This window comes from Alteromonas sp. P256 (assembly GCF_036864455.1).
In the GTDB taxonomy this organism is placed as follows: Bacteria; Pseudomonadota; Gammaproteobacteria; order Enterobacterales; family Alteromonadaceae; genus Alteromonas.
This window is the reverse complement of sequence record NZ_JAZETM010000006.1, coordinates 171,357-195,285: the sequence shown is the minus strand read 5'-3', so window position 1 is coordinate 195,285 and position 23,929 is coordinate 171,357. Positions and strand designations below refer to the sequence as shown.

Annotated in this window: 24 protein-coding genes; 14 read left to right on the top strand and 10 right to left on the bottom strand. The window is 44.5% G+C overall.

Translation table 11 applies throughout. From position 1 onward, the window contains the following. Window positions 1–9 precede the first annotated feature (9 nt). The 3 genes from accB to V7R39_RS11465 all read left to right on the top strand — a co-directional run bounded on the left by accB (window position 10) and on the right by V7R39_RS11465 (window position 2,781). Window positions 10–465 (top strand): acetyl-CoA carboxylase biotin carboxyl carrier protein, encoded by a 456-nt coding sequence (gene accB, locus V7R39_RS11475; RefSeq protein WP_334030788.1) that lies wholly within the window; start codon window positions 10–12, stop codon window positions 463–465. Window positions 466–479: 14 nt separating this feature from the next. Beyond that, complete coding sequence (gene accC, locus V7R39_RS11470; protein ID WP_334030787.1) at window positions 480–1,823, top strand: acetyl-CoA carboxylase biotin carboxylase subunit; 1,344 nt, start codon at window positions 480–482, stop codon at window positions 1,821–1,823. Window positions 1,824–2,352: 529 nt separating this feature from the next. Then, on the top strand, window positions 2,353–2,781 hold the full coding sequence (locus V7R39_RS11465; protein ID WP_334030786.1) for a hypothetical protein: 429 nt from the start codon (window positions 2,353–2,355) through the stop codon (window positions 2,779–2,781). 39 nt (window positions 2,782–2,820) lie between these two features. Here V7R39_RS11465 and V7R39_RS11460 read toward each other — a convergent pair whose 3' ends face one another. After that, window positions 2,821–3,093 (bottom strand): TIGR03643 family protein, encoded by a 273-nt coding sequence (locus tag V7R39_RS11460; RefSeq protein WP_334030785.1) that lies wholly within the window; start codon window positions 3,091–3,093, stop codon window positions 2,821–2,823. Window positions 3,094–3,343: 250 nt separating this feature from the next. Further along, window positions 3,344–5,488 (bottom strand): exonuclease domain-containing protein, encoded by a 2,145-nt coding sequence (locus tag V7R39_RS11455; RefSeq protein WP_334030893.1) that lies wholly within the window; start codon window positions 5,486–5,488, stop codon window positions 3,344–3,346. A gap of 716 nt (window positions 5,489–6,204) precedes the next feature. Between V7R39_RS11455 and V7R39_RS11450 the strand changes: the two genes are divergently transcribed. The 3 genes from V7R39_RS11450 (at window position 6,205) to V7R39_RS11440 (ending at window position 7,535) form a co-directional block, all read left to right on the top strand. Further along, window positions 6,205–6,396, top strand: a complete 192-nt coding sequence (locus V7R39_RS11450; RefSeq protein ID WP_032097608.1) for a CPXCG motif-containing cysteine-rich protein — start codon at window positions 6,205–6,207, stop codon at window positions 6,394–6,396. Further along, on the top strand, window positions 6,389–7,018 hold the full coding sequence (locus V7R39_RS11445) for a flavin reductase family protein (protein ID WP_334030784.1): 630 nt from the start codon (window positions 6,389–6,391) through the stop codon (window positions 7,016–7,018). Before V7R39_RS11450 ends, V7R39_RS11445 begins: the two co-directional genes overlap by 8 nt. A gap of 223 nt (window positions 7,019–7,241) precedes the next feature. Next, window positions 7,242–7,535, top strand: a complete 294-nt coding sequence (locus V7R39_RS11440; protein WP_334030783.1) for a high-potential iron-sulfur protein — start codon at window positions 7,242–7,244, stop codon at window positions 7,533–7,535. 277 nt (window positions 7,536–7,812) lie between these two features. Here V7R39_RS11440 and V7R39_RS11435 read toward each other — a convergent pair whose 3' ends face one another. Continuing rightward, a complete protein-coding gene (locus tag V7R39_RS11435; protein WP_334030781.1) occupies window positions 7,813–9,429 on the bottom strand; it encodes an amidase in 1,617 nt (538 codons plus the stop codon). Window positions 9,430–9,719: 290 nt separating this feature from the next. On the opposite strand from V7R39_RS11435, the gene V7R39_RS11430 reads away from it, so the two are divergent. After that, on the top strand, window positions 9,720–10,310 hold the full coding sequence (locus V7R39_RS11430) for a hypothetical protein (RefSeq protein WP_334030780.1): 591 nt from the start codon (window positions 9,720–9,722) through the stop codon (window positions 10,308–10,310). 56 nt (window positions 10,311–10,366) lie between these two features. Here V7R39_RS11430 and V7R39_RS11425 read toward each other — a convergent pair whose 3' ends face one another. Then, complete coding sequence (locus tag V7R39_RS11425; RefSeq protein WP_334030779.1) at window positions 10,367–11,155, bottom strand: substrate-binding periplasmic protein; 789 nt, start codon at window positions 11,153–11,155, stop codon at window positions 10,367–10,369. Window positions 11,156–11,408: 253 nt separating this feature from the next. On the opposite strand from V7R39_RS11425, the gene prmA reads away from it, so the two are divergent. The 7 genes from prmA (at window position 11,409) to V7R39_RS11390 (ending at window position 18,676) form a co-directional block, all read left to right on the top strand. After that, on the top strand, window positions 11,409–12,287 hold the full coding sequence (gene prmA, locus V7R39_RS11420; RefSeq protein WP_334030778.1) for a 50S ribosomal protein L11 methyltransferase: 879 nt from the start codon (window positions 11,409–11,411) through the stop codon (window positions 12,285–12,287). 410 nt (window positions 12,288–12,697) lie between these two features. Continuing rightward, window positions 12,698–13,696, top strand: a complete 999-nt coding sequence (dusB, locus tag V7R39_RS11415) for a tRNA dihydrouridine synthase DusB (protein WP_334030892.1) — start codon at window positions 12,698–12,700, stop codon at window positions 13,694–13,696. A 30-nt stretch (window positions 13,697–13,726) separates the two neighbouring features. Further along, a complete protein-coding gene (gene fis, locus V7R39_RS11410; RefSeq protein WP_012520109.1) occupies window positions 13,727–14,020 on the top strand; it encodes a DNA-binding transcriptional regulator Fis in 294 nt (97 codons plus the stop codon). Window positions 14,021–14,102: 82 nt separating this feature from the next. After that, a complete protein-coding gene (gene purH, locus V7R39_RS11405; protein WP_334030777.1) occupies window positions 14,103–15,701 on the top strand; it encodes a bifunctional phosphoribosylaminoimidazolecarboxamide formyltransferase/IMP cyclohydrolase in 1,599 nt (532 codons plus the stop codon). Between the two features lie 514 nt (window positions 15,702–16,215). Next, entirely contained in the window at window positions 16,216–17,028 is an 813-nt protein-coding gene (locus V7R39_RS11400; RefSeq protein WP_334030776.1) for a class I SAM-dependent methyltransferase, read from the top strand. 29 nt (window positions 17,029–17,057) lie between these two features. Continuing rightward, window positions 17,058–18,347: a phosphoribosylamine--glycine ligase gene (gene purD / locus V7R39_RS11395; RefSeq protein ID WP_334030774.1), complete on the top strand. Its 1,290-nt coding sequence runs from the start codon at window positions 17,058–17,060 to the stop codon at window positions 18,345–18,347. Window positions 18,348–18,490: 143 nt separating this feature from the next. After that, on the top strand, window positions 18,491–18,676 hold the full coding sequence (locus V7R39_RS11390; RefSeq protein ID WP_334030773.1) for a hypothetical protein: 186 nt from the start codon (window positions 18,491–18,493) through the stop codon (window positions 18,674–18,676). Between the two features lie 166 nt (window positions 18,677–18,842). Here V7R39_RS11390 and V7R39_RS11385 read toward each other — a convergent pair whose 3' ends face one another. From V7R39_RS11385 to V7R39_RS11360, 6 genes are all read right to left on the bottom strand, one after another. Next, complete coding sequence (locus V7R39_RS11385; RefSeq protein ID WP_334030772.1) at window positions 18,843–19,127, bottom strand: helix-turn-helix domain-containing protein; 285 nt, start codon at window positions 19,125–19,127, stop codon at window positions 18,843–18,845. Next, window positions 19,120–19,467 carry a type II toxin-antitoxin system RelE/ParE family toxin gene (locus tag V7R39_RS11380; protein ID WP_334030771.1) on the bottom strand — a complete coding sequence of 116 codons (348 nt, stop codon included), beginning with the start codon at window positions 19,465–19,467 and terminating at the stop codon, window positions 19,120–19,122. Before V7R39_RS11380 ends, V7R39_RS11385 begins: the two co-directional genes overlap by 8 nt. Before the next feature lie 274 nt (window positions 19,468–19,741). Beyond that, window positions 19,742–20,053, bottom strand: coding sequence for a helix-turn-helix transcriptional regulator (locus V7R39_RS11375; RefSeq protein WP_334030769.1), 312 nt, complete (start codon window positions 20,051–20,053; stop codon window positions 19,742–19,744). An 8-nt stretch (window positions 20,054–20,061) separates the two neighbouring features. Continuing rightward, window positions 20,062–20,451, bottom strand: a complete 390-nt coding sequence (locus V7R39_RS11370; RefSeq protein WP_334030767.1) for an immunoglobulin domain-containing protein — start codon at window positions 20,449–20,451, stop codon at window positions 20,062–20,064. A 4-nt stretch (window positions 20,452–20,455) separates the two neighbouring features. Continuing rightward, window positions 20,456–20,905 carry a hypothetical protein gene (locus V7R39_RS11365; protein ID WP_269518162.1) on the bottom strand — a complete coding sequence of 150 codons (450 nt, stop codon included), beginning with the start codon at window positions 20,903–20,905 and terminating at the stop codon, window positions 20,456–20,458. Between the two features lie 158 nt (window positions 20,906–21,063). Continuing rightward, complete coding sequence (locus V7R39_RS11360) at window positions 21,064–23,883, bottom strand: DUF2339 domain-containing protein (RefSeq protein WP_334030765.1); 2,820 nt, start codon at window positions 23,881–23,883, stop codon at window positions 21,064–21,066. Window positions 23,884–23,929 lie beyond the last annotated feature (46 nt).

Here is a 23,929-nt window from a genome sequence, read left to right as displayed (position 1 = left end):
AGAAAGAACATGGATATTAGAAAGATAAAGAAACTCATCGAGCTAGTTGAAGAGTCTGGTGTAGCTGAACTAGAAATTACCGAAGGTGAAGAGTCAGTACGTATTCACCGTGGTCCAACTGGCGTTCAAGCACCGGTAAACTACAGCTTTGCAGCGCCTGCGGCGCCACAACAGCCGCCGGCACAAGCCCCAGCTGCGCCTGAAGCAGCGTCTGAACCAGCAGCACCAACAGGCCATGTGGTTAAATCGCCAATGGTAGGAACTTTTTATCGCGCGTCTTCACCTACTGCAAAAGCGTTTGCCGAAGTAGGTCAGCAAGTGAAAGTTGGCGATACACTATGTATCGTAGAAGCCATGAAAATGATGAACCAAATCGAGTCTGATAAAGCCGGTGTTGTTAAAGCAATCTTAGTAGAGAACCAAGATCCGGTTGAGTTTGACCAACCTATGTTCATCATCGAATAAGTGAGCAATTCACAATGTTAGATAAAGTACTTATTGCTAACCGTGGTGAAATTGCCCTACGTATTTTGAGAGCCTGTAAAGAACTTGGCATCAAAACAGTAGCCGTGCACTCCACTGCGGATAAAAATTTAAAGCACGTATTACTCGCCGATGAATCCATCTGTATCGGTAAAGCGTCTGCAACCGAGAGTTACCTGAATATTCCTCGTATTATTGCAGCAGCAGAAGTAACTAATTCAATTGCTATCCACCCTGGCTACGGCTTTTTAGCGGAAAATGCTGATTTTGCAGAAGCAGTAGAAAAAAGTGGTTTTATCTTTATTGGCCCAACAGCAGACACCATTAACCTGATGGGCGATAAAGTATCAGCTATCAATGCAATGAAAAAAGCAGGGGTGCCTTGTGTTCCTGGTTCTGATGGTCCGTTGACAGACGATAACGAACGCAATAAAACCATAGCCAAACGCATTGGTTACCCAATCATTGTTAAAGCTGCTGGTGGCGGTGGTGGTCGCGGAATGCGTGTTGTGCGCAGCGAAGGCGAGCTCGTAAAAGCCATAGAAACTACACAAGCAGAAGCAGGCGCAGCCTTCGGCAACCCTACTGTCTACATGGAAAAATTCTTAGAAAACCCTCGCCACGTAGAAATACAGGTACTGGCCGATGGGCAAGGTAACGCTATTCACTTAGGTGAGCGAGACTGTTCTATGCAGCGTCGTCACCAAAAAGTGGTAGAAGAGGCGCCAGCACCTGGAATTTCGGAGCAAATGCGAACCAAAATTGGCGATCGCTGCCGCAGAGCGTGTGTTGAAATAAACTATCGTGGTGCGGGAACCTTTGAGTTCCTATACGAAAACGGCGAGTTTTATTTCATTGAAATGAATACGCGTATTCAAGTAGAGCACCCAGTATCAGAGATGATCACAGGCGTAGATTTAATTAAAGAGCAGCTTCGCATAGCGGCAGGCCAGCCACTGTCTATTGACCAGTCGCAAATTCAAATTCGCGGCCACGCTATTGAATGCCGTATTAACGCTGAAGATCCTCAGACTTTTATTCCAAGCCCTGGTTTAATTAACATGTTTCATGCTCCAGGTGGTTTAGGTATTCGTTGGGAATCGCACATTTACGCCGGCTATACCGTTCCTCCGTTTTACGATTCAATGATTGGCAAACTAATAGCGTATGGTGAAAGTCGTGACGAAGCTATTGCTCGCATGCGCCACGCATTAGAAGAAATTGTAATAGAGGGAATAAAAACAAATATTCCGCTTCAGCGCTCTATCATGGCAGATGAAAACTTCTTTGCCGGCGGCACTAATATTCACTACCTTGAAAAGAAACTAGGCCTAGCCTAACCCCCCCTTGGGTTGCACTGTTGTTTAGGTGCAGCCCAACTTTATGCCCCTTTTAATTCTTTTGGTTTTTCGTTTCCTATTGATTCTAATTTAACGATTACAACAATCAATTTTTACTATTTTTCTTGTTCAAACTGCGCGCCTATACTTACCACAAGTTTAAACGTCTCCCGTTATGACTGTTTTTTCTGTTGTGTGTTTTCCTTTCGGAGCTTACCTCCACTTCAGCCGGTGCTTTGCGCCGGCTTTTTTATGCCTGCAATTCAAGCGCGCCTGCTATTCGAGCGTGCTATGAATCACGCGCAAAAAAAAGGCCCACCAAACGGTGGGCCAAACAGCAAGAACGCGTACACACTTTAACAGTGCGTGAATAGATACGCCCCATAATTTGCACAAGTTCATATATAAAAAATTACTTATTTTTAACCTCTTCGCCTTTAAAATAAGACACTAGTTTATTAGACTTCGATCTAATACAGGGAAGTTAATTACAACCTTAGGGACACTTCAAGACGTTTAAGGTAGTACTATGCAAAGCCGTTACAAACAGCTTAAAGAGAAACTTCCGATTTCCAGATTGTCTGACGATGTGCTCCTCGCCCTGCGTGTTCTGTATGACGACCCTCTCGATATTGTCGATTTAAAGCAAGATATCGACGACCTAACGCACTACCCCGAAAGGCTTCAAGACAGCTATAGAAAAGAATGGGAAACCTACGTGTTAAAAGCGTTGGCTGAGGATTTAAAAAGGGATGAGGCGTTATCCGCTAATGAGTTTATTGAAAACATTATGCAGCGGGTTGAAGACGTGGAACAAAACAATACCGCTTACGCTGCTTACCTGCCGCTGGTAGCCCAAGCTAAAACCATTAATGAATCGGGCAATACCCTTGTATTCCCCAGCCCGTTTCGACAGCAACTTATGGCCTTCTTATTGCCCGTTAGCACAGTAAAATAACTCCAGAAGATTTCCTTTCACAGCGCCTGCTAACAGGCGCTATTTACTGGCACTTTTTACCTTGTACTGAGACGGACAATAACCTCGGTCTACACCTTCTGGTCGTAAACTCAAGTGCTTGGTTTTGCGCCCAGATACACGAGCTCGCCAATTCTTAAAAGTCTTGTGTTTAAGGTTTTTACGCATCAGCTTGATTACCTCTTTTTCAGGTAATCCGAAAAGCTTTTCGATGGCTTCAAAAGGCGTTCTGTCTTCCCACGCCATCTCTATCACTCGCGACTGTTGTTCTTCGTCTAACATAGTTGTACTCATAAACGGTTTTGCTCGGTCTAAGGTAAAAGCGATTATCAAATTGAAGCGCTCTCTTATTAAACGCTTTTTTTAACGTTGTCTTTTTACAGTATTTTTCAGGGCTTGCTTTGCGTATGGCAGCGCTTGTATAACACTACATTTACGTAATACATTGCGATATCAATACATACGAAAAAATATCGTCTTCGTTCAACTTTTATTAGAAGGTACTGCGCTAATCGTTGAACTAGTCATTAACCAACCTATTAACTTACTCGCTCGCCAAGTCATTTACTTCGTCATCTTTTTCAAATGACAGCTTGAGCAGCTCGGCGGCTGCCTTTGCATCGGAGAGAGCTCGGTGATGACGCTCCATCGAAATGTAGAAGTGCTTAGTTAAATTGGCCAATGAATAAGAGGGCAACCCAGGGTGCGTGCGACGCATTTCTCTCACAGTGCACATTTTTGGGCGGCGGAATGACTGCTCAAGGCGGGCAAACTCTTGTTTAATAAAACCGTAGTCGAAGTTGACATTGTGGGCTACAAATACTGCATCCTCAGTAAATTCTGCAATATCATTGGCAACCTCAGAAAAAAGCGGCGCATCTTTTACCATCTCATCTGAAATGCCTGTCAGCCGAGTAATATTTGAAGGAATACGGCGTTGAGGGTTCAGTAACGTTTGGTAACGAGCAACCTCTTCACCAGCAATAAGTTTCACCATACCTATTTCAGTAATACGGTTATAGCTGTTGTTCCCGCCAGTTGTCTCTATATCAACTACAACGTAGGGCTGTTCTGGGTCGCGTACCCAGTTTACGGTAGTGACTGCTACTTCAAACCCAGCCTGCTGCAAACGCTGAATAGACACTAGCTGGTTGCGTCGTAACTGATCTCCCGGCGCTTTGATCTCTTCAAATCGCAACCCGTTTTCGTACACCATTATATCGGGAAAGCCATCTCTTAGGCTTTCAAAGTCTTTGCACATCATTCGCAATAAGCTGTGAATAGACTGAAGCTTCCCATGGCGAAGTAATGCCTCTATGGGCGCTAAAAGCCGACTAGACCACATGAACAAGCTGTTCACCTTGCCGTAATGCTGCGTCGCCATTTTTTGAATATGAAATAGCAATTTTTCCGGCGTATCTAACGACGACAGCAACGCTTCAATACTGGTTTCAAATTTTGCGTAAAAATTATTCTGCTTAAGTGATAGTGGACGTCGGTCAAACTCTGTTACTAAAGTATCCTCTTCATAAAGCTGCTTCCAAAACGTCAATCCAAAAAGGCTTCGCCACAATCGATTTTCTGTGCGCCAGCCTTCAATACCGTGTCTGGCATAATGGGCCAGCACGCCCCGCTCAACCTGCTGATTTTGGCTTACATCAATCGATAATTCTCTACTGGCATTACGCAGCATATCGGTAACCGTACTGGTACGCTTTTTGTTGTACTTGCGCGCATAGAAATCTTCAGCAAATGCCAATAGCGTATCCGATTGCGGGTTATCAATAATGTACTCAAGTTCACTTTTCACTTCGTCAACGCAGCCGAGTTTATAGCTTTCTCTTATCCATTTTTCTTTCCCTTTATCGCTGTCTGCCAAACGTAAAATATTAAGGCCTTTTTGCTTGTCTTCGTCTAATAGCTTTAATCCTAATGCGTACAGCAATTGATCTTTATAAAACCCTGCGGACACACCTTCGGTGCTAGGAAAGTCGCTATTAGCGAGGTTAAGCAAAGTCTCGGTGTGATAAAACGGAAGTTGCGTGTAGTGGTTTGCGTAAAACCATGCAGCTTCTGTGTCTGACTTACTCTCAAATCGGGCAACATCGGTTACCGAATCTGAACGAGTGCGCATAACGCCTAAATCTCTCATGGAAAATTGATTTAAGCGGCTCTTCGTATTGCCAAAATATAAAAACAATAGGAAGCGCAGTGCATCGTTAAACAAACACACTAAATAGTTATCGATAGAAAAGCGGCTAGGCCACCCGTTAGCACGAATTTCATTGCCAAGTAGCGTCACTAATTTTGGCTTAGTGAGTGAAGACAATCCTTGCGTACTACCGTAATCTGCTAACAGCGTTAAAATAGCGTCTTTGGTAAGCACACCGGCTATGTCATTAAACGAGGCGTTCGTGAGGTCGCCAAACCAACCGCTTTCTATCAGGCTGTTTATTTGAGCTTGAGGCGTGTTAATTTCTGCGTAATTAAATTGTGTTCGGTCAATAATCGCATATTTACGGTTAGCCGCGCGTACGATAATGCACTGCTTGTCATCGTCTAACGCGTTAAAACGCTCGATAAACGATGCGGCCTCATCACAGAGCAGTGTCGCGCTTGCCCCCTCAAAAAAGCTGAGGAACTCATGAAAATGAGTGAGGTAATATCGAGGAGGGAGATCTTTTCGCACTTTTCGCATTTGGCCAGCAGCCCAGTCAATTAAAATTAGTCAGTTAAAGATATTTGGGTACAGCTAATGGTTATAGCCACTCAAGCCATGCCTTCTTAAATCACAGCGACTCAAGCTATGCCTTCTTAAATCATAGCGACCCGAATCATAACAAAACACTTTTATAGTGTATATTTATACAGCACCATTAATCAACCTTTACCCGCTGTTTACTTACCCAGCTAAAAAACGAAGCTAACTGTTTATCGGCTAGTAATAGCGGCAATGTGCAGAGGTTTTTGGCCAGAGTCATTTCATCGTAAAAGCGGTGAATACCGCTATGACACTGCCTGCAAACATGCACACCTTCTTGGCGCTCGGCTTTTGTATAATGCTTCTTGAAATATTGACGCCTGTGCATTTTTTTCGGAATAAGATGATGATATGTCAGTCGCGTCTTACGTTTGCAGCAAGGACATATCCCAACAGTGTTTGCCACACCAACCACCTCACTATTGTTTAAATACCCAATTGATAACCTAAGCATTTAAGCTTGGGCGTATTGAACTAATCATTAATACCGAAAATACTGGCACCTGATCACTAATCTGCTCCCCAAGGTTTTCAATAAGTCGTCCAATAAATCATTCAACGAGCAACGCATAAGAAGTTAAAAACAATCCACCCTTTAGTAATAAGCGTATTCATAGTAAATTAAAAAAACATGGAATTAAGATATGAGTTTGACACGCGCAATGGGCTTTTCCTGCCCATATTGTATGGCTCCTAATGACGTTGAAATTGATGAAATAAACGACGTTGGTCAAGTGCAGGTATTAGACTGCCAAGTTTGCTGTCAGCCCATCGAATTAAGAGTGTTTCAGCACGGTGAAGAACTTTCTATAGAGGCGGAAAGAGAAAATGACTGACCGTATGACTCGCGATGATTTAGACAACTTAGAGCAGCGTTACCGCGCTAACTTAATTAATAGTTTGTCTGGCTTCAAATCTGCAGTGTTGCTGGGAACCACAGATGGTAAAACTAACAACTTAGCCATTATTAGTTCAGTGGTTCATATAGGTGCAAACCCGCCGCTACTTGGCATGATAATGCGTCCGCATACTGTGCAGCGAGATTCATTGGATAACATTAAGCAGCAGGGCTTCTACACCTTAAATCACGTGAATACACAGTGGGCAGATAAAGCACACCAAACCTCGGCCCGTTACGAGCAAGATGAAAGCGAATTCGATGCCGTGGGGCTAACGCCTTTTTTCAGCGACACGTTTAGTGCGCCTTATGTTAAAGAAAGCGAAGTTAACATTGGTCTTAAAGTAGCTCAGCATTTTAGCTTGCTCAATAATACCGAAATGGTGATTGGCGAAATCCAAGAAGTTTTTTTTGCTAAAGATGCCATTGATAAAGATGGATATCTTGATATTGAAGCTTTAAACACTGCGTCAATCAGCGGACTAGATAGCTATCATTCAAGCAAACGGTTGGCGAGGTACTCATACGCTAAGCCAAATGTTCCCCTTGAAACAAAGTAAACTTTTAAGCACAGACGCTGTCTTATTGTGCATAAATGGCAACAAGATAAAATTTTATTAATCGATTAGAACTGAGTTTTACGCAATTTTTGTCGATCTTTACTGAAAAAGCGTTAGTATAAACTATGTATCAAAAAACCTGCCCTTCTTGGGCAGGTTTTTTGCGTTTAAGGCACTGAATAAAAAAGAATCATTATCGTTTCTATCTCATTGGGAGAATGTTATGAAATCTGTTAATCGCCGCGACTTTATGAAATTTACGGGCTCAACGCTAATAGGGTTAACCCTAGGTGGCGTTGCACTGCGTGCACAAGCTCAAGAACAGCTGAGCGCAGACGATGCCACTGCGAAAGCGCTAAATTACACACCTGCTTCTACCGTAGAAGGCGCAAAATGCAGTAACTGCATGTACGTACAGGGCGCCGATGGCGAACCACACCGTCCATGTAATATCTTCCCCGGCAAACTGGTAAATGCGAACGGCTGGTGTAGTGCTTGGGTTAAAAAGCCTGGCTAGATAGCGTGTCTTTCACTGTTGGCTTATCGGCGCTGTCTCAAACGTATGGTTAATGACAGTGCTAACGTAGCGGTAGTTTCGTAAGCGCTGAACTTCATTGAAGATTAGTGGCAACCAACGAGGCAGAGTGAACAAAGAAGAACAAGCTGTTAATCACTCATTACACAATTATTGTGTAAACCAATAATAGAAAAGAGCCTCGACGCATGGTGTTGAGGCTCTTTTTTTTGTGTTTCAGTTATGAGACGCTGTTAGCTCCTCATAGAGGAACTAAGCCCTAGTTGGACGTCACATTTTCAGTAATAGATTCAAGCTCAGGCGCATCAAATCGTGAAGGTAAAAGACCCGGAGTGATAGAAAAACCATGCTTGGCTTCAAAAACACTACCAATTCGCAATACCTTTTCATCCATCCACTTACCCGCGATGAAGCTAAGTCCAACAGGAAGGTTTTTAATGTCATCAACAGGTACGGTTAAATGTGGGTACCCTGCTACCGCAGCTAAATAGCCAACGCCGATAAATCCGCCTGGCGAGTGATCGCCATACACCCCGTCGATTAAAAACGAAGGACTGTTCGAAGGAGAAACCAAAACATCAACATTGTGCTGCTGCATCAGTGTATCGATGCCGTTGGTTCCTGCGGTTTTCTGAATCAGTGAAAGTGCCGACTTATATTCCTCGCTATCGATGGCTGCAGCTTCAAGCGACTGTTCAAAAATGTCTTGATTGAACAACGCTAGCTCTCGTTCATCTGTTTTATTAAAAGCGATAAGTGCCTGTAAATCTCTCGCAGGAATATCTGCAGGCGAGTCGGCTAAATACTCGTTAATCGAGGAATGGAACTCACTTAACAGAACGTTATACGAGTCTGCCCAAAAGCTATCTGGCTGGTCGAAGTCGTCAATATCAACAAGGGTAGCGCCTGCATTTTCCAGACTGCTTAACGCATTTTCATAGGCTGCGAGTATATGAGGGTTATCGCCTTGTCTGAAACGTACCACACCAATTCTTACACCTTTTAAATCAGTAGCAATAAGCGATGAATTAGGCGGTTGAATAAGGTGCTTGCCCGCATCGGCTGTGGCGTTGTCTTTTGCATCTTCACCGGCCATGATAGATGCCATTAACCATGCATCTTGTACGCTATTTGTCATTGGCCCAGCAGTATCTTGGCTAAATGAAATAGGGACAATATGAGTGCGAGAAAGCATACCTACTGTTGGTTTAAAGCCAACCACACCGTTCATTGAAGACGGGCAGATAATAGAGCCATTTGTCTCAGTACCTACGGCAAGAGAGGCTAGGCGAAGGGCCATAGCGGCGCCAGAACCTGATGAAGAGCCACAGGCGCTTCTCGATAATAAGTGTGGATTACGGGTTAGCCCGCCCACTGCACTCCATCCACTAATAGACGACTCCGAGCGAAAGTTTGCCCACTCTGATAAGTTCGTTTTACCTAATATGATGGCATCTGCTGCTTTTAGCTTAGCCACAATCGGCGCGTCGCGACCCGTTGTATTGTTCAGCAGTGCCATCGACCCCGCGGTGGTTGCCATCTCACTTGTTTCAATATTATCTTTTAATAAAACGGGAATTCCGGCTAATGCGCCGACGCTTTCGCCATTCTTAATTTTTGCATCAATGCGCTTAGCTTGCTCAAGGGCTTGGGTATTAATAGCCAGTACACTGTTAGTATCAGTATCTAGGCGCTCAATGCGAGCTAAATAGCCAGATACCAAATCATACGACGATAACTCGCCAGACTGAATAGCGCCGGCTTGGGCATACGCCGGTTTATCCAGCCATTGTGATGCCGTGTTTTGCTGTTTACTTGTTGTTGTGCATGCGCCGCACAGCGCCACAAATATGAGTAGATACCACTTCTTTATCATTATTTTTCCCTTATTTTGCTACACAACTACTCAAAAGACTGTTGGCGACCTGCCTTCAGCATAAATAGCTGTGTAATTTAATTAACGCGCTTTTTTAGCGTACTTTTTCGCATTAACTACTTTTTATACTATGCAGCAAAAATAGTTCATATGTAACGAAAATAACTACGTTACGCTGGCGGTATGTAGACCCTAAATGGAAAATAAACGTGCCACAAAATTAAACAACAGAGATTGCGAATAACGTACTTACCAACTACTGTTATACACTCAACTTATAAGGATATTGTATGAATCGCTTCTTTATTGCTTCGGCTATTCTCGCCGTCGCGGCATCCTCCGCGGTTGCCAACCAAACCAAAGCACCAAACACCGCTTATATACTCCAACTTTCAAGCAACCTGAACTGTGACAAGCTCGATATCGAATTAGTCCCTCAGTCTAATGCGGACACCCAGCGTCTCACATTTACGACAAGTGCGTTTGCAGCGGCAGAATTAGAAACGGGCACCTACCATTTCGGTAAGGTAAGTTGCGCTAAAGAAGGTGAAGTAAATACCTGGAATATCCTTGAAGGACAGCTGGCCGCACTTTCATTGTCGGAAAGTAAAATTTATTACGGTGGCAAAATCATATTGAGAGAAGACTCAATTGCAGACAACAAGGAGTCACCAGATGTTCTGGATAATTGCCCAAGAAGCATAAGTCGGGCTCGAGGAGCCTCTAGCGATTCATGTCGGGATGGTGTGGGCGTGAACGCATCGCTAAAAGGAACGGTGGAAGCATTCGCACCCTCTGTAACCGAGCAAGATATTGCCGCTGTAAGAAAGGCATTCAAAGCCACAGAAACAAGCGTTACTTATCTTCCACTACGTGGATAGCTTTTTAAATAGCTAAGCATTTTTTGCTCTGCAAAGAAAGTTAATAGGAAAGCGCACTAATAAAAGTGCGCTGGTAACGGCGCGCTATTAGAAAGAATAGCGAACACACTTTCTGACCCGCTCCATTCAAGCCCATACTTTTCTAATAAAGCTTGGTAGCGACCGCTTTCAATAATTGTAGACAAACTGTGATTAAACGCTTCACGCAGCTCTTTATTAGGAATAGCCGCTCGATAGGTAGAAATAGGAAAGAGTTCATGAAACACCACATCATCGGTTTTATACCTGTCGTCGTTTAGTTTGAAGTAAGAAAAAATATTTCTGTCCATAACCGCCACATCAACACTGCCTAGCATTAGCATGTCGACTTGTCGCGCTTGTTTTGCCATTTCTAAATAGGTCGGCTGCGAAGACAGCGTTGCTTCAAACCTTTTACCAAGTACTGATGTGGCAGTTTGAAAGGCCACCACACTCTTTGTCTTTAGCGCTTCAATACTATCAATGTGAAGTTTTCTGTCTGAACGTGTTATCGCAACATTTTGATAAGCAATGTATGGATTAGAGAGGATATCTTCCGATACTGCATGAGAAGGCGTCAGCGTTAGCGCAATATCAACAGCCCCTTGATTAATGACCTTTGTCGTTCTGCCATAGGGCAGATAGAGCACTTTTGCACTGTGCCCCATATCGCTAAGAATAGCGCGTACTAGATCAACTTCAAATCCACTGTCATTAGCAGAATTCACGTATGGCGGCTTATCCATTCCCACAAGTACCTCCACTTCTCGAGACTGCACATTAGAAGCAGCTAGCAGTATAAAAAGAGGTAAAAGCAGTGATCGCATATGTAAGTGATTCTCATTTAGGGATAAGTAAGCGTCAATAATACAAGCTTGCAGATAAGTTGGTAGTCGACAAAAGATTAACTTTTAATCAAAAAGCTGTTTTTTCGAAAGCGTGTTTATTGAGAAGAACATAGCAAAAAGGAGCGGTAAAACTAGGGGATGCCCTAATGAACACTATTTTTATCAGCCGCCGGATTTCGTTTACATCAGGTGAAAGGTACAATACTGCCAAATACGTTAACGGCATACGACTATGGCTTGGCTACAACTACGAATTAATACCACTTCGGAACACGCAGATGCAATTGGCGATATGCTAAGTGCCAATGGCTCTCAAGCCGTCACGTATGTTGACGCGAAAGATACCCCTATGTATGAGCCCAAGCCTGGCGAAGTGCTGCTTTGGCCCGACACACAAGTGGTTGGTCTATTTGAAGCCGACGCTGATATGAAACGTATTTTAGAACGGTTAGCCAAAGCAAAAGTATTGGGCCCAGACTTCAAATACAAGCTTGAACCACTAGAAGACAAAGACTGGGAGCGTGAGTGGATGGACAACTTCCATCCCATGCAGTTTGGAGAACGGCTGTGGATATGCCCGAGCTGGCGAGACGTTCCCGATCCTAATGCCGTTAATGTGATGCTCGACCCCGGCCTAGCCTTTGGTACGGGTACCCACCCCACGACTGCCTTATGTTTACGCTGGTTAGATGGTATCGACATGACTGACAAAACCGTGGTGGACTTCGGCTGTGGCTCCGGCATTTTGGCGTTAGCCGCCTTAAAACTAGGCGCCAAACGTGTAGTCGGGATTGATATCGACCCTCAGGCTTTACAAGCCACAAAAGAAAATGCCCGCAGAAATGGGGTAGAAGACCGCCTAGACGTGTTTTTACCCGAAAATCAGCCAACGCTAGAGGCAGACGTAGTGGTAGCGAATATACTCAGCGGCCCCCTTCTTGAGCTGCGAGAAATAATTACCGGATATTGCAAATCCAATGGACTGCTCGTGCTGTCGGGTATTTTAGCCGAACAAGTTCCTACTATTGAACAGGCCTATGCAGAAGATATTGTAATAGAGCCTAGTGCAATTGACGGTGAATGGGCGAGAGTATCCGGATGCAAGCATTAGTAATGCGCGCACAATAAGACATCACCTGTGATATTTATTGTTCACTGAACCCGCATACATTTTCAATTTCTCAGTGTTACGCAATACGATAAATTGATAAAAAGCAGGATGTAATTGTTAAATTTTTTCACATTACATCCCTTTTAACTCGTGGCTTTCACGTATCAAGCACAAAATTTCACCAGCATTTGTGCGTTAGATTACTAACGAGACAGATTTTTTTCGCTGTCAATACCGATAAGTGAAATTTTGTGTGATTTTTAGCCTTTTCAAGCATTGAGAAAACACGTACACTTAGCGCCCCGTTTTAGCCGGGTGTATAATTTCTGTGCAATTACAAATGGTGAGCTTCTCGTTAACTTATGCAACAACCTATGCAACCAACTGTGCAAAAGCCTTTGCAACAACCTTTGCAAATTGGACCATATAAGTTAGATAACAATTTGATGTTAGCTCCCATGGCTGGCGTAACTGACCGACCGTTTCGTCAATTATGCAAGCGCCTAGGCGCAGGTCTTGTAGTGTCTGAGATGCTGTCGAGTAATCCAAAAGTATGGAATACCGCAAAGTCGCAGGCGCGCATGAACCACGAGGGCGAAGAAGGAATTCGCTCTGTACAGATAGCGGGTGCCGATCCTGAGCTTATGGCGCAAGCAGCGCAATTTAATGTTGATAATGGTGCGCAAATCATCGACATCAATATGGGTTGTCCTGCTAAGAAGGTGAATAAGAAGCTTGCAGGTTCAGCACTGCTTCAGTACCCAGACACAGTGGAAAGTATCATCAAAGCAGTAGTTAAGGCTGTGGATGTTCCCGTAACACTGAAAATACGTACCGGTTGGAATCCAGAAAATCGCAATGGGGTAGATATTGCCCGCATTGCAGAGCAAAACGGCATACAGTCGCTTGCTGTTCACGGTAGAACAAAAGCGTGTATGTATAAAGGAGAAGCAGAGTACGACACCATACGCAGAATAAAGGCGGCAATATCAATACCTGTTATTGCAAATGGTGATATTACTTCTCCACAAAAGGCACAAGAGGTACTGAATTACACTGGTGCAGATGGCGTTATGGTAGGTCGCGGCGCGCAAGGTAAACCTTGGATTTTTAAACAAATTCAACATTATCTTGAAACGGGCGAAACCGTGGCTCCACCGCCACTGTCACAACAGTTTGAAATTTTGCACGAGCACGTAACGAACGTACAAGGTTTCTACGGTGACACAGCCGGTGTAAGAATAGCCCGAAAGCACGTGGGCTGGTATCTCTCGGAGCATGATACGGATCGTCAGTTTCGTAAAACGTTTAACGCTATCGATGATGCTACTGAGCAACTCGATGCACTAAATGCATATTTTCAAGCGCTGCAGACTAGAGAAAACCGACAGATTTCTCCCGCAGCATAGTGATGACTAACTAAAGAGCAACACAGTATTATGTTCGATCAAAACGTGACTTCACCTTTTACTACTACCGTAACTACGCCTTCACAAACGCAGGCTCAAAAGCCTTTGCGCGACTCTGTTAAGCAAGCGGTTAACAAGTACCTAAAGCAACTAGACAACGCAAACATCGATAACTTGTACGAAATGGTACTGGCTGAAGTGGAAGCACCACTTCTAGAAGAAGTTATGACCTACACGCGCGGCAACCAAACCCGCGCAGCGATTATGATGGGCATCAACCGCGGCACACTTCGCAAAAAGTTAAAGCAATACGGCATGAACTAAAATTTTAAGGGCGCTGCCCAGCAAAGAGCACCAATCGGTGCTCTTTTTGTTTCAACACTACAACTTTGAAGCTACTACATTTATGCAAACACCAAAACCAATCAAACGTGCTCTTTTAAGTGTCTCTGACAAAACAGGTATCGTCGATTTCGCGACAGCGCTTAACAATGCAGGCGTTGAGCTTTTATCAACAGGCGGAACTGCGAAACTTATCGCCGATGCAGGCCTTCCTGTAACGGAAGTGTCTGATCACACAGGTCACCCTGAAATTATGGCTGGCCGTGTTAAAACCCTTCACCCTAAAGTACATGGCGGCATATTAGCCCGTCGCGGTATTGATGAAGCGGTTATGCAAGAAAACAATATTGCGCCTATCGACTTGGTCGTCGTAAACTTATATCCGTTTGCGGTTACTGTTGCCAACGATGATTGCACATTAGAAGACGCTATCGAAAATATCGATATCGGTGGCCCGACAATGGTGCGTGCGGCAGCGAAAAACCACAAAGACGTGACTATTGTGGTCAATGCAGCAGATTACGACAGTGTACTAGCAGAAATGAACGCCAACAGCGGCTCGTTGAATTACAAAACCCGTTTTGACCTAGCCATTAAAGCATTTGAACACACTGCTGAGTACGATGGCATGATTGCCAACTACTTTGGTGCACGTCTAGATAGCACAGAATGTGAAGAAGACTGCGACCACCAGCACAGTGAGTTCCCTCGTACTTACAACGTTCAAATGAGCAAAAAACAAGACCTGCGCTATGGTGAAAACAGTCATCAAAATGCCGCTTTTTACGTTGAAAATACAATTCAAGAAGCCTCTGTTGCCACCGCTGAACAGCTTCAGGGTAAAGAGCTATCGTTTAACAACATTGCCGATACCGATTCAGCGCTAGAGTGCGTTAAAGAATTCGACGAGCCAGCATGCGTTATTGTTAAACACGCCAATCCTTGTGGTGTTGCCATTGGTGACGATATTTTAAGCGCCTACGACCGTGCGTTTAAAACCGACCCTACCTCTGCATTTGGCGGCATCATTGCCTTTAACCGCGAGCTCGATGCTAAAACAGCGCAAGCTATTGTTGACCGTCAGTTCGTTGAAGTGATTATTGCGCCAACAGTGAGCGACGAAGCGAAAGAAGTAGTCAGTGCGAAGAAGAATGTACGCCTTCTAGCATGTGGCGAGTGGGCTGGCCAGTTAACCGAAGGTTACGACTTTAAACGCGTTAATGGCGGCCTGTTAGTTCAAGAACGCGACTTCGGCATGGTCGATAAAGAAGACTTAGAGGTTGTGACTAAAATCAAGCCATCTGAAGAGCAGCTTCGCGACCTTATGTTCTGCTGGAAAGTAGCCAAATACGTGAAATCTAATGCCATTGTGTATTGTAAAGATGGTATGACTATTGGTGTGGGCGCAGGACAAATGAGCCGCGTATACTCTGCAAAAATTGCAGGTATAAAAGCCTCAGATGAAAACCTTGAAGTAGCTGGTTCGGTCATGGCTTCAGATGCATTCTTCCCATTTAGAGATGGCATAGATGCAGCAGCAGAAGCCGGTATAAAAGCGGTGATTCAACCCGGCGGCTCGATGCGCGACCAAGAAGTGATTGATGCAGCTGACGAACACGGCATTGCTATGGTGTTCACGGGTATGCGCCACTTCCGCCACTAAACCTTTTGAAAAAGTTGGCGTCTATTAAACCTTTCGCATTTATTGAACGATTGGCGCCTACTAAAAGGCGTGCGCTTTTTGCGCATGAATAGATATAGACCCCAGCGGGGCTCCACTGCAGCATGCTTGTTGCAGTGGAGTCACACTGTAACTTGCTCCCCGTTAGTCTATTTATCAGTAAATAAGCACATGGGTTAACTACTTTGTTTTACACCTTGTTTATCACTCGGTTTATTACATTGTTTGTACCCCGTATATACAGCAGAAACGCGTATTAACGGCATGTACCGATGGTAGAGCGTGAATGCGATAGAGTTGCGAATTATTCTGTTGGGTGTCGGATGCGTGTCACACTTAGCTGATAGTCTTGATCTGACTTGTGGTACCTTGTAGTAATAGTGTTAACACAAATACTGTTGTTACAAAGAATAGTGTTAAAAAGAGCACCATGTCCTAGGGCGTATCGACCTAGAGTGCTTTGACAAAAATACCCTCGACAGAAAAGGAAATAATAATGAAAAAGTTAGCTCAATTAGTATTAGCAGCCAGCCTCGGCTTCTCTGCAAATTACGCTACAGCCGATGCCATATCGGATGCCGCAATGAGTGATATCCGCACGGCAAAAGCGAAAGTACGCGATGAATATCGCAACCCTCAACAAACCCTTCGATTTTTTGGACTAACGTCAGACATGACGGTAGTTGAAGTATCGCCTGGCGGCGGTTGGTATGCAGACATCATCAGCTCTGTTGTGAAAGGCGACGGCCAGTATGTAGCAGCGCATTACTATGTCGATGAGTCGACGAACGACTACTACAAAAAAGCACTAGACGGCTTTAAAGAGCAAACTAAGCCGGGCATGAAATATGAAGGCGCTCTGATCACTGCTTTCCATCCAACCAAAGCCCTAGATATTGCCCAAGCAGGCAGCGCTGATATGGTGCTAACGTTCCGCAATGTACATAACTGGTACATGCGTAGCGAAGATGAAGGTGTTGATAATGCCTTTGGTGCCTTTTTCAAAGCGCTTAAGCCAGGTGGCGTATTAGGTGTGGTAGAGCACCAACTGCCAGAAAGTGCCGATAATGAAGCCATGAAAAACAGTGGTTACATGAAGCGTAGCTATGTTGTTGCCGCAGCTGAAAAAGCCGGCTTCACACTAGAAGCAAGCAGCGACGTTAATGCAAACCCAATGGATACGGCCGATCATCCAAAAGGTGTGTGGACATTACCTCCTCGCTTAGCACTTGAAGATCAAGATCGTGTAAAATACCTTGCCATCGGTGAGAGTAATCGCATGACGCTTAAATTTAAAAAGCCTAATTAATAAAACCTAAAGTTAAAACGGAATAGTGAATGAACGTACTTGTAATTGGCGGCGGTGGTCGCGAACATGCGCTCGCTTTTAAAGCAGCCCAGTCTTCTGAAGTTTCAACAGTTTTTGTCGCGCCTGGTAATGCAGGCACAGCAATAGAGCCTAAGCTAGAAAATGTACCTATCGATGTTAATGACATCGCAGGGCTCGTTTCTTTTGCGAAAGGTAACGATGTTGAACTTACCATTGTTGGTCCAGAAGCGCCGCTAGTTGCAGGTGTTGTCGATACATTCACTAACGAAGGACTAATGATTTTCGGTCCTACACAGGCGGCCGCGCAACTTGAAGGGTCTAAGGCATTTACTAAAGACTTTTTAGCGCGCCACCACATTCCCACTGCCGAATATCAGAACTTTACTGAAATAGAGCCTGCCATCGACTACGTTCGCGAAAAAGGCGCACCCATTGTTGTTAAGGCAGACGGCCTAGCGGCGGGTAAAGGCGTGATTGTTGCGATGACCTTGGAAGAGGCAGAAGCCGCTATTCGCGATATGTTAGCGGGCAATGCCTTTGGCGACGCTGGCAGCAGAGTGGTCATTGAAGAATTTTTAGATGGCGAAGAAGCGTCGTTTATTGTCATGGTAGATGGCAAAAACGTACTGCCGTTTGCCACAAGCCAAGACCACAAGCGAGCGGCTGATGGCGACAAAGGGCCAAACACTGGCGGAATGGGTGCATACTCTCCAGCGCCGGTAGTTACCCAAGCTATCCACGACCGCGTTATGAAAGAAGTGATCATGCCTACGGTTGAAGGCATGGCGGCGGAAGGTAATGACTATGTGGGTTTCCTTTATGCTGGCCTTATGATTATGGCTGACGGTACGCCTAAGGTTATCGAGTACAACTGTCGCTTTGGCGATCCAGAAACTCAGCCTATAATGCTTCGTTTACAGTCCGACCTGGTTCCTCTGTGTATTGCAGCCTGTAAGGGCGAACTTGACGGGCAAACCATCGACTTCGACTCTCGCGCTTCAGTGGGTGTTGTACTGGCAGCTGGCGGCTATCCGGGTAGCTATGACAAGGGCGATGAAATAACAGGTTTTGAAGAAGCAGCACAATTAGAAGGCAAGGTGTTTCATGCTGGAACTACGCTTAGCGACGGCAAAGTCGTTACCGCTGGCGGACGTGTACTGTGTGCCACAGCGCTTGGTAATAGCGTAACTGAAGCGCAGCAAAAAGCCTACGAGTTGCTAAATACTATTCAGTTCAAAGACGTTTACTATCGTTCTGATATTGCTCATCGAGCGATAGCAAGAGAAGCGAAAGCCTAGCTTTAACGTCGAGTTTAGGGTGCTTAATTAAGCAAAACTTTCTTAAACTCTAACTTCAGTAAAAATAAAAGCGAATTAGTGCTGACTAATTCGCTTTTTTTATTTGTTTCAATCATCTGGTTACTCGCTGCATTACAGGAAAAATGCAGCTTAAACGAGACCGGTTCAAAGACACCGTTCGCACCGCGCTAGATGACGGTGTGCTCAGTGAACATGACGCTCATCATATTGAACGGGTACGAGGTTTACTTGATTTAGACGAAGAAGAAGCCCACCTTATCATTCGCTCACAGCAACACCATCACAACGGTAAGTCGATAGACGAATGAAAGGCACTGGGCTGTTAATTGACTGGCCCATTAATTGATTAGGCAGCTTCAGACAAGGAGCAGACATTAACTTTCCGATAACAGGCGCAGACATGCGGGGCAGAGTGGCGAAGCCGCCAGCGAAGAATTGTGTCAGCCAGCGGAGCGGGTGTTATTTATTGGCTTGTTAGCCCAGCGCACGCAAAACTGCCTTTGGCTCTTTGGCGACTACATTCAAAAGTGCTAATGCTGGACCATGAGGAGTGCGGTCGCCCCTTTCCCAATGCCTAAGAGTTGACACGCTGATGCAAAATTTGGAAGCAAACTCCATTTGTGTTAATCCCAAACCGTGCCTAATACTGGCTACATCAACCTGAGGTAGCCGATGTGTTTTAGCCGCCACCTTTTTGCCGTCATTAAGATCGATTGCCTCTTGAAGTCCTTGAGCAATACTTTCATAAGCACTATTCATAATTTTTCTCCAATGCTTTCTTTACGAGAATTTCAACGAGTTTAGCTAATTCATTCCTATCAGCTTTGGACAAATTCGCGCGCTCACTTTTTCCAAATATGGTAAGAAGATACAAAGGAATACGTTCATCATGATAGTAATAGATAACTCTTACACCACCGCTTTTTCCTTTATTGCCCCTACTCCAGCGTAATTTACGAATACCGCCGGTACCTTCCATGATATCTCCCGCTTTTGGATGCTCAGAAAGATAATCAATTAGGGTTTTGCGCTCAGCTTCGTAAAGTAACGAATCTGCTCGTTTAATGTATTCAGGTAATTCGGTTATTGTCGTGAGCATAACGCTTATAGTAATCCATTGGATTACTTCGGTCAATGAGAGAAATAAGGGCTAACGCCCGGCTCACAGAGCAATTTTTGGATGGCGGCTTTTGTGCGTGTTATTGCACAAATGTTTACAGCGGAAATTTATCAGGTGGGGCCGCTTGTTATACGATTGCAATTCGCTCATAGCTGCCAATAAGTTTGCAATAAATCAATGGCTCCTTCACGAACTTAAGAGTGTCAGGTAAAGTTGAGACCAATCCACTTAATAGTGTTAACACTAAGCAACTTTATAGCAGCGCTAAAATTGTTGTACTGGCTCCACCACCAACCACAAGACCACATATAAAAATAAATAGGTACGCTTTTACTGGGTTTTGTCGTGCTGGCTCTACCTCTGCAACTTCCGGTACTTTAAATAATGTCTGACGCTTTACATCAAAGGCAACGCATAAGGCCATGATGGTCTCTAGCGATGCATTCCCTTTGTTTTCCACCCGCTGAATGGTGCGTAAATTTACGTCGCATAACTCTGCCAGCTGCGCTTGGGTCCACGCTCGCGCTATGCGCATTTCTTTAACAATATCGCCTCTCACTTCCATTTGCTATTTCACCCTGCAAAATGCATAACTGCAAAATAACCAAACACCGCCCCCAAAGCGGCAATACAGGCAATCACAGCGATGTTTTTAAATAACGAATTGTTGCGAGAAAGCATAGATGTAGTCTCTCGCTGCACAGTACGTGCACCTTTTTTTAGGCGCACCTCTGTGCGGTAAGTGAAAGGGTTCTCCACTTCCACTTCGAGAGTATAATCTTGGTTATTTAGTCTAAGCGCATGTCGACCAGTAAATCGAAACAGGTTTCGATGTTCTGATACAGGGTGATCGTCCACATACACAACCTCTTTGCCCGACCACAAACTGCAGTGCACCGCTATATTGTGCCCTTCGTGCTGTAAGTGACACCAAAGCCCCTGCCTCATTGTTATTTGCGTCATAATGTTATCCGGAGAAGCTCATAAAGCCTAAATAGCCACAAAGAAAGCCCACAATTAACCCTACGAATAAAAATCTATCCATACTGAAAAAGGATTTAAGTAAATTTCCTTTTTCCAATTGCGATAGCGTTTCGCTGGCCACTTCTTTACCATCACAAAAAAGCGTGACGTTTAATTCACCGCGCAGAACATGAGTCATGTGTGTTTTCACGAGATACTCATGACCATTTTTAGTAAATGCATGTTCACTTTTTGTGCTGCTTAAATTTCTAAACGACGATACCACTTCGTTATTGAAAGACACTTTTTCCTTACCACTAAACACCGAGCCCCACATAGAGATATCATTACCTTCGTGGTCGAAATAAAACCAATACCCATTGTTTAGCGATACTTGACTCATATGTTCTCTTCTAGATACTTGCGATTGTTTTATAACTTCATTTGATTGCATGATTGTTCTCCTTTGCTTCAATGCCAGCGTATTTCATCGGAAATAGCGAGTAAGTGAAACGGCACTAATGCGACAGGACAGTAAATCATCTGTTTTTGTCATACGACACCCCTGTGTCGTATAGGTAAACTATTAAAATATATAAAGAAAGTAAAAAGTCATGCGTCAAGCAATTCAGCGTCGCCACGAAGCTTTTGGAACAGCCAACCAATGCCTACAAGGCCCAGTCCCAGCCCAATAAAGGACAGCGCTCGGTATAAACCTTCAAGGTTTGCCATATCAACAACGAATGCTTTTAAAATAACTAACGCGAGTAAACCAAAACCCAGTTTTACCGCAAGCTGGTGTTGCTTAAATTGGCCAATAAATATGGTTGCAGTAGCGATTACTAACCAGCACACAGAATACGTGTAAAGCTCAGGCTGAGTGAAACCACTTTCTAATAATAGGTTTGCATTGTGAAAGGCACCGCGAATGATGCTGTTAATGTATAAAAAGGCGAATCCACCTGCAATTACACCTAAATTAATGCGGACTTTTTTGCTTAAAATAGTATTTAGCGCATCCGGGGTGCCCAAAATCATGCGCTGCAATGCACTAGACAACACACTTGTGGCGAGTAATGCGGGCAATAGCCATTGCAATAGTAACCAGTTAAACACGGTTCTCTCACCAGTAGGTTGGGAATGAATAAAGGGATTATTGGCAACACTAATATCCACATGAGTAATACCTACCCCAATTAACAGCACCAATGCAGCAACGCGATACAACACTGTCATAGATTGAGCAATAAACGCTCTATAACAGTAGGCCGCAGCGAGTGCACACCAACCTAGGGCCACCAGCACTCGATCTTGATAATCACCTGCCAGTAAATCAGGATAGCTTCCGGTGAGGTAATAGCTTGGTTCCGTTGTAATAAAAAGGGCTGCTACGTGAATGAGTGCACCTTCTAACCACACTTTTAACGTTGTGGATGGGTTGTATTTTTTGGCAATAATTAATGCTGCAAAAATGAGAGGATAAATAATGGCGGTCCAGTGAGTCCCCCAAAAACTCTCGTTAGCATAATCTGCCAACCACGGCGCCACCGTAATTCGCACTAATACGGCTGTTAGCAATATTTTGTATAACCAATCAGGTAGTGTCACTTTATAGCGAGCACTTAATACGCTGATACTTGCTACCTGCAAGGCCAAGGCGAACGATAAAACGGCTGCCTCTAACAGCATGGTAAGACATAAAGTAAGGCACGCATTAGCCAGCACGGCATAAGTGAGCTGACCTAAACCACGAGACTTTAAGGCCACTGTCGTACTGACTATTGCTAATAGCGCTAATTCGAATGCCCAGACACGATATAAAGCCTCCTGCGCCGATGCCGCACTTACCACATAGCTCACACCATATAAAGCAATTGGAAACACGGCGACATAAAACCAAAATGCTGGACGACCTGTTCTATGGGCCATAAACGCCACATAGGACGTAAAGGCAACTACGGCAATCTGCACGTATAAATAATACCCTGTAAATAGCGTTGCCAAGTCTTGTGAGTTAAGCGTATTTGGAGAAAGACCACCTGCGTTACCAGAGTTGGCGTAAGCGAAAGGCATGATATCTTTTAGCAACAGTATATGAATGATTGAGGCAACAACCAGTAGACATGGCCAACTGTCGAAGGTGCTGTGTCGGTAAGAAGGCAATAATAATAAAGCACCTAATACCGCACTGCTAACCCAAATATGCATATCGCTGCCGTGGGCCATCAAATAGACGTGCAGTAACGTAAAAGGCAGCAGTATGCCGAATAATTCACGAGAGGGAGTCAGCATCGCCTTAACTGACTTAACGTCGCTGCACTGCTCTTGCAGTGACCAGCCCAGCGTATGGGTAAAAGAAAACAAATATACAGAAAAAGTGGTGAAGCCAAGCCACACCCAAATATCGAGAGGACCGGTATGATTCACAGCGACAAACGCCCACACAAAATGCCCAATCATACTTAGCCGCCAGGGCCATATTTGCCCGACCTTTTGAGACACCCACACCCCAGAAAGTGACACTAAAGACACAAAAACAAGCAAGGTAGTAATACTGTTAGAGTCTGTCTGAATTAACGCTGGAATGGCATAAGCGCCTGCAATGCCAATTAATGCCAGTAGCGGACCGTAGCGAAGCGCCAGGGAGATAGCGCCAAATGCCACCGCAGCCAACAACGAAAATGCAAATAGTGGCGGAAAAAACTGATAAAAATCGTAGGCCACTAGAATGATGGCATAACAGGTTATTACCCCGCCACTAGCCAGTGCCGCGCAAATGGTAGGTGAGTAAATGCTGAATTTTTCTCGATGGCGTGCAAGGTATTCGGCCAACCCAACAAGACAAAGACCAAAAGCAGCTCCGAATACAATGCGGACCTTGGCAGATACCAGCCCTGCTTCAATAGAATACACCGCTAAAAAGACACCGCCAACAGCAAGCACTGCCGCACCTAGCCAAAGTAAGGCGTTGCTTTTTATGGATGTCATTAAACTGGAGTCGCTGGAAAAGAAGCGTTTAAAAAACGAGGATGAACCCGCGCTTTCTTTCGCTTCTGATTGATGATCTACACTCTCTACAGATTCTGATGCAGCATTGAACGCGCTGGAAGAAGTGCTTGGAATATCTGATGAGTCAGTCTCATTTGAATCGAGAAGGCTTAAATCTACGTAGCTTGGATCTTCTGAGCCTGAATTTGCGGAGCTTAAGTCTAACGAGCTTTCCCCTGAGGAGCCTGCACCTACAGAGTCTTCGCCTACAGAGATTTGAGTATCTGTGTCATTTCTTTCAGATAAGGAGTCTCGTTGTGACATCTGCTTTTTAAGCAGTCGAACTTCTTTCACTAATGCCGTTATTTGGCTTTGCTGGGCAAATGATAAAATAGCTCCAGCGCAAATAACGATGGCGAAAAGAACACCGAATAAAAACAACATAACCAAGGTCCCTGTAGTAATGTGTCGTAAATCAACAGTGTGCTAA

Coding starts and splice junctions, on each gene's coding strand:
- accB (WP_334030788.1), top strand. CDS start 10: ATGGATATTAGAAAGATAAAGAAACTCATCGAGCTAGTTGAAGAGTCT.
- accC (WP_334030787.1), top strand. CDS start 480: ATGTTAGATAAAGTACTTATTGCTAACCGTGGTGAAATTGCCCTACGT.
- V7R39_RS11465 (WP_334030786.1), top strand. CDS start 2,353: ATGCAAAGCCGTTACAAACAGCTTAAAGAGAAACTTCCGATTTCCAGA.
- V7R39_RS11460 (WP_334030785.1), bottom strand. CDS start 3,093: ATGAGTACAACTATGTTAGACGAAGAACAACAGTCGCGAGTGATAGAG.
- V7R39_RS11450 (WP_032097608.1), top strand. CDS start 6,205: ATGAGTTTGACACGCGCAATGGGCTTTTCCTGCCCATATTGTATGGCT.
- V7R39_RS11445 (WP_334030784.1), top strand. CDS start 6,389: ATGACTGACCGTATGACTCGCGATGATTTAGACAACTTAGAGCAGCGT.
- V7R39_RS11440 (WP_334030783.1), top strand. CDS start 7,242: ATGAAATCTGTTAATCGCCGCGACTTTATGAAATTTACGGGCTCAACG.
- V7R39_RS11435 (WP_334030781.1), bottom strand. CDS start 9,429: ATGATAAAGAAGTGGTATCTACTCATATTTGTGGCGCTGTGCGGCGCA.
- V7R39_RS11430 (WP_334030780.1), top strand. CDS start 9,720: ATGAATCGCTTCTTTATTGCTTCGGCTATTCTCGCCGTCGCGGCATCC.
- V7R39_RS11425 (WP_334030779.1), bottom strand. CDS start 11,155: ATGCGATCACTGCTTTTACCTCTTTTTATACTGCTAGCTGCTTCTAAT.
- prmA (WP_334030778.1), top strand. CDS start 11,409: ATGGCTTGGCTACAACTACGAATTAATACCACTTCGGAACACGCAGAT.
- fis (WP_012520109.1), top strand. CDS start 13,727: ATGTTCGATCAAAACGTGACTTCACCTTTTACTACTACCGTAACTACG.
- purH (WP_334030777.1), top strand. CDS start 14,103: ATGCAAACACCAAAACCAATCAAACGTGCTCTTTTAAGTGTCTCTGAC.
- V7R39_RS11400 (WP_334030776.1), top strand. CDS start 16,216: ATGAAAAAGTTAGCTCAATTAGTATTAGCAGCCAGCCTCGGCTTCTCT.
- purD (WP_334030774.1), top strand. CDS start 17,058: ATGAACGTACTTGTAATTGGCGGCGGTGGTCGCGAACATGCGCTCGCT.
- V7R39_RS11390 (WP_334030773.1), top strand. CDS start 18,491: ATGCAGCTTAAACGAGACCGGTTCAAAGACACCGTTCGCACCGCGCTA.
- V7R39_RS11385 (WP_334030772.1), bottom strand. CDS start 19,127: ATGAATAGTGCTTATGAAAGTATTGCTCAAGGACTTCAAGAGGCAATC.
- V7R39_RS11380 (WP_334030771.1), bottom strand. CDS start 19,467: ATGCTCACGACAATAACCGAATTACCTGAATACATTAAACGAGCAGAT.
- V7R39_RS11375 (WP_334030769.1), bottom strand. CDS start 20,053: ATGGAAGTGAGAGGCGATATTGTTAAAGAAATGCGCATAGCGCGAGCG.
- V7R39_RS11370 (WP_334030767.1), bottom strand. CDS start 20,451: ATGACGCAAATAACAATGAGGCAGGGGCTTTGGTGTCACTTACAGCAC.
- V7R39_RS11365 (WP_269518162.1), bottom strand. CDS start 20,905: ATGCAATCAAATGAAGTTATAAAACAATCGCAAGTATCTAGAAGAGAA.
- V7R39_RS11360 (WP_334030765.1), bottom strand. CDS start 23,883: ATGTTGTTTTTATTCGGTGTTCTTTTCGCCATCGTTATTTGCGCTGGA.